Here is a 5,308-nt window from a genome sequence, read left to right as displayed (position 1 = left end):
CCCAACAGCGCGGAGGCAATCATGCCTCCCAACACCGATGGCGGTTGACCCACGGATCCCATAGTGTTCACCACACCCAACACCGCCGCCACAATTCCGAATGCGGGAAGGGCACCGGCGAGCCGCGCAATGGCGGCAATCGGGGCATGGGCTTCGGCATGGTGGGTGTCGATCTCGCTGTCCATCAAAGACTCGATTTCATGGGCGTTTAGGTTGCCCGACACCATCATTCGGAGGTAGTCAGTCATGAACTCGACTACATGGTGGTCGCTACCGACAGTGGAGTATTTCTTGAAGATTTCGGAGTTTTCGGGGGACTCCACATCGCCTTCAATCGCCATCAACCCTTCTTTGCGGGCCTTTTGCAAAATGTCGTACATCAAGGACAGCAGTTCCATGTAGCGCGTCTTGGTGTACTTGGAGCCCTTGAGCGCCTGCGGCAACAGGGCCATGGTGGCTTTGAGTACTTTAGGCTGGTTGTTTACCGCAAAGGCACCCAGCGCGCCCCCGAAGATGGTGATCAGCTCAAAAGGCAGGGCGTGCAGGATCACCGAAATGTTGCCACCATGAAAGATGTAAACACCGAAGATGCAACCCATGGATACGGCATAGCCGATGAGGACAATCATGTCAGGATGGGGCTAGAGTTTGTGCGGTGTGGAGGGCATTGGCATCAAAAGCGGCTTTTAACCCGTCTAAATGTATCGGATTTGTTGCACCTTACCCTGAAAATAAGAGCCACAAAGTGGCCTTTAATCAGCCTTGTTGCAGGGACTTGAGGGTTTATCCTTTCATGAAATAGATGTTCTGTAAACCATCTTTTATGCAAGGCTGGGTGACTATGACTGATTCGACGGACGCTGATAGTCTTGTCTTGCCCGATGGCGACGCAACACAGGATACCTTGCTGAAGGCGTTGGAAGCCCATAACAAGTGGGAGTTCGAGGCTGCCCATGCCCTGTACCTTGCAGTGTTGGAGGATGATCCACTGCACGCGGATGCGAACCACAACCTTGGGGTCTTGCTGGCCGTGCAGCTGCTGCGTCCGCAAGAGGCCTTGCCGCATTTCGAAGCCGCACTGAATGCGGATGCGGGGCGACCGCAATTCTGGTTTAGCTACATCGATGGCCTGATTCGCTGCCAGCACTTTGACCTTGCGCGCCAGGTGCTTCCTCTGGCCAAGGCGCAGGGCTTGCAACTGGCCATGGTTAACGCGTTGGCTGAGCGGCTGCCCGCCGTGGTGGAAGAGTTGCCCTTGGTGCCGGATATGGAGCCCAGCACACAAGAAAAGGAGCAGTTAGTCACCCTTTTTAACCAGGCTAACTACGAGCAGGGTGAGGTGCTGGCCCGTGCCCTGGTGGTGCGTGCTCCGCGCAGCGGATTTTCATGGAAAGCACTGGGTACCATGCTGCAGCCGCAAGGAAAGAATGAAGAGGCGCTGGAGGCCAAGAAGAAATCGGTGGAGCTGTTGCCCGACGACGCTGAAGCCCTGCGTAATTTGGGGCGGGCGTATTTTGAAATGGGGCAGTCGCTAGAAGCCATACCGATTCTGGAGGCTTGTGTTGCTCTGCGGCCCGACGACGCAGTGTCTTTCAATGCTTTGGGTTGTGCACTCAGCCTGCATCGGCGAGTCAAGGAGGCGCAACAGTGTTTTGTGCGTGCGCTGGTGATACAGCCTGATTTTGCAGAGGCCCTCAATAATTTGAGTGGCATTTTCAATAGCCATGGATTGGTGGATGAGGCCATACAGGCCCTAGAGCAAGCCTTGCTCGTTAAGCCAGACCACAAGATTGCTTACGACAACCTGTTGTTTGTAGTGAATTACCACTCGGATAAGACGGCAGAAGATATTTACGACTTCTATTCGGGGTACGAGCGGCGCTTTGGTTTTCCGCACAAGGCCGTCTGGGTACCGCATACGAATGACCGTAGCCAAGGTCGTCGTTTGAAGGTTGGTTATGTATCGCCGGATTTCAGATCCCATGCCTGTTCATTGTTCATGTTCCCTTTGCTGGCTAGGCACGATCCCGCAGAGGTGGATGTGTATGCCTATGCCGAGCTCTCGGAAGAGGACACACTCACGCAGCAATACAAGCAACTGGTCTCCCATTGGATTCCCACGCGGGGCATGAGCGATGCGGCGCTGGCGCAGCGTATTCGGCTCGATGGAATCGACATCCTGGTGGATGTGGCCGGTCATACCTCTGGGAATCGGCTTGGTGTATTTGCGCGTAAACCTGCGCCGGTTTCCCTGAGCTGGATGGGGTATGGCTACACCTCGGGGTTGCGCGCCATCGACTACTACTTGACCGACGAGGCCAGCGCGCCCCAGGGCAGCGAGCACCTTTTCTCTGAAAAACCATGGCGCTTGGAAGGCACCAGTTTTACCGCCTACCGCCCTCGGGATAGCATGGGAGGCGTAAGCCCTTTGCCCGCTTTGGAGCGTGGCTACGTCACGTTGGGAACCTTGAGCCGAGGTGTACGTATCAACCACCGCACGATCAGGGTCTGGGCTTGCATCCTGCAGCGTTTGCCTACTGCGCAGCTTGTGATTGACAGCGGTTCCTTTACAGATGCCAGCGTGGTCGACGTCTTGGTGCAAAAGTTCACTGCGCACGGCATTGCTCGCGACCGCCTGCAAATTGGTTGCCACAGCCCCCCATGGGATTTGTTGCGTGGCGTAGATATCGGATTGGACTGTTTTCCGCACAACTCGGGTACCACCTTGTTTGAGACCCTGTACATGGGGTTGCCGTTTGTGACTTTGGCGGGCCGCCCTAGTGTGGGCCGCATTGGTAGTTCTATATTGCACGGACTGGGGAGTCCGCAGTGGATTGCCTACAGTGAGGAAGAGTATGTGGAAAAGGTCGTGGCTTTGGCATCCGATCTGCCAGCGCTCGCCGATATAAGGGCCGCGTTGCGGCCCCAAATGCGGGCAAGCGCCTTGATGGACGAAGTGGGCTTTGCGCGCAAGGTCGAACAAGCCTACCGAGAAATGTTTACCCGCTGGGCGAGCCAGAAGATCGGGCCGACGTCGATAGCAAAGCCGGTAAAGCATGGCCGCGCACCCTCCGCAGATGAGATGAAGCTGCTCACCTCGCTGTTCGAATCGCGCGACTATGCTGCAGGCGAAGTGGCGGCGCGTGAGATGGTGCAGCGCTATCCCCAGCATGGTTTTGGCTGGAAATCGCTGGGTGCCATGTTGCATCCTCTGGGGCGCAAGCTGGAGGCGCTCGAGGCCAAAAAGAAGGCTGCGGCTCTGTTGCCGCATGATGCCGAGGCGGCCTGCAACCTGGGCCGTTCTTTGCAAGATGAGGGCTACTTCCTGGAGGCGGAAAAAGCCTTGCTACGGGCTCTGCAGCTCAAGCCAAAGTATGCCGAAGCCCATAACAACCTGGCTATTACCTACCAAAAGTGGGGCCGCATTGCCGAGTCCGTCACGCATTTTCAGGCTGCCCTGGCCTTGCAGCCTAAGCACCCGTGGATGTATGACAATTATTTGTTCACCCTCAACTACCACCCCGATCTGCCTGCGGAAGACATCTTTGAGAGCTACCGCGAATACGAGCGCCGCTTTGGTGATGCCTACCGTCCCCACTGGGTGGCGCACAACAATCCGCGCGGCCTGGGCCGGCGGCTCAAAGTGGGCTATGTATCGCCCGACTTTCGCAACCACTCTTGTGCCTCCTTTTTGGAGCCCTTGCTGGCCCACCATGACCCCGCCACGGTGGAGGTCTACGCCTACGCGGACCTGATCCACGAAGACGCGGTAAGCCAGCGTTACAAGCAATATGTGGCCCACTGGGTCCCCACGCGCGACATGGGCGACGCGGCGTTGGCGCGGCGCATCTTTGCTGATGGCATTGACATCCTGGTCGATGTGGCCGGGCACACCGCGGGTAATCGCTTGAATGTGTTCGCACGCAAACCGGCACCCGTGTCCATGAGTTGGATGGGCTACGGTTACACCACCGGCCTGCGTGCCATCGACTACTACCTGACCGACGCCACCAGCGCCCCGCCGGGTTGCGAGCACCTGTTCTCCGAAGAGCCCTGGCGGCTGGACGGAGGCTGCTTTACGGCGTACCGCCCGGTAGAAGGCATGGGGGCTGTCAGTCCCCTGCCCGCACAGGACAACGGCTACGTCACGCTGGGCACCCTGACCCGTGGGGTGCGCATCAACCACCACACCATCCGGGTGTGGGCCGAGATTCTGCGCCGCCTGCCAACAGCCCACATCGTGATCGACAGCCGTTCGTTTATTGACACTGCGGTACAAGAAGAAGCCATCCAGAAGTTTGCTGCCTACGGCATTGCGCAGGAGCGTCTTCAGATCGGCTTCCACAGCCCACCGTGGGACGTACTGCGTAGCATCGACATTGCGTTGGACTGCTTTCCCCACAACTCAGGCGCCACGCTGTTTGAGTCACTCTACATGGGCCTGCCATTTGTCACTTTGGCCGGTCGCCCCAGCGTGGGCCGCATTGGCAGTTCCATCCTGCACGGCCTAGGGCATCCCGAATGGATTGCCGAGTCCGAAGAGGACTACGTCGCCAAAGTGGTGGCTTTGGCATCCGACCTGCCAGCGCTGGCCCGCTTACGCACCACGCTACGCGCCCAGATGCAGGCCAGCCCCTTGATGGACGAAAAAGGCTTCGCCCACAAGGTGGAGCAGGCTTACGGGCAAATGTTTGAACGCTGGGCCACCCGTACCTCCATCGGGGCACTGGAGGCCGTGCCCAGTGCCGATGAGATGCAGCAACTGGTCGGCTTGTTTCAGTCGCAGGCGTTTGAGCCGGGCGAACAGTTGGCCCGCTCGCTGGTGGCCCGCTATCCCCGGCATGGTTATAGCTGGAAGTTACTGGGCTCCTTTTTGCAGCAGCTTGGCCAGCTGGACGCTGCTTTGCAGGCCAAGCAGCGCGCCGTACAACTGCTGCCGGACGATGCGGAGGCCTTGTTTAATTTGGCGCGCGCCTATGAGCAGCAGGGCGCGATGCCCGCGGCCGAGGCCAGCTACCGTGGTGTGCTGGCCCTGTATCCCGACGATGCGGAGGCTCTGCACAACCTGGGCAACACGCTGGTCGGCCAGGAGCGGCGGGTCGAGGCCATACCCTGCTACCGCGAGGCCTTGCGGCTCAAGCCAGACTTCGATGCCGCCGCCGAAAATCTGGGCGGCTTGCTGGCCGATGCGGGTCGCTTGGTGGAGGCTGAGTCGGTGTGGCGCGGCCTGCTGCAGCGCAAGCCGGGCGACATGTCGGCCTCTGTGCACCTGGGGCGGGTACTGTTGCGGCAAGGGCGGCAGTCAGAG

2 protein-coding genes are annotated in these 5,308 nt (G+C 58.8%); one reads left to right on the top strand and one right to left on the bottom strand.

All coding sequences use genetic code 11. The features are described from left to right. Positions 1-629 (bottom strand): motility-associated protein (locus tag ABI213_RS21920; RefSeq protein ID WP_348028660.1); only part of this gene is annotated, 629 nt, incomplete at its 3' end. A gap of 212 nt (positions 630-841) precedes the next feature. Here ABI213_RS21920 and ABI213_RS21915 point away from each other — a divergent pair. Further along, on the top strand, positions 842-5,308 hold a 4,467-nt coding region (locus ABI213_RS21915), incomplete at its 3' end, for a tetratricopeptide repeat protein (protein ID WP_348028658.1).

It is taken from the genome of Rhodoferax sp. (genome assembly GCF_039922535.1).
Taxonomy (GTDB): Bacteria; Pseudomonadota; Gammaproteobacteria; order Burkholderiales; family Burkholderiaceae_C; genus Rhodoferax_B.
This window is presented reverse-complemented; position numbering and strand designations above follow the sequence as displayed.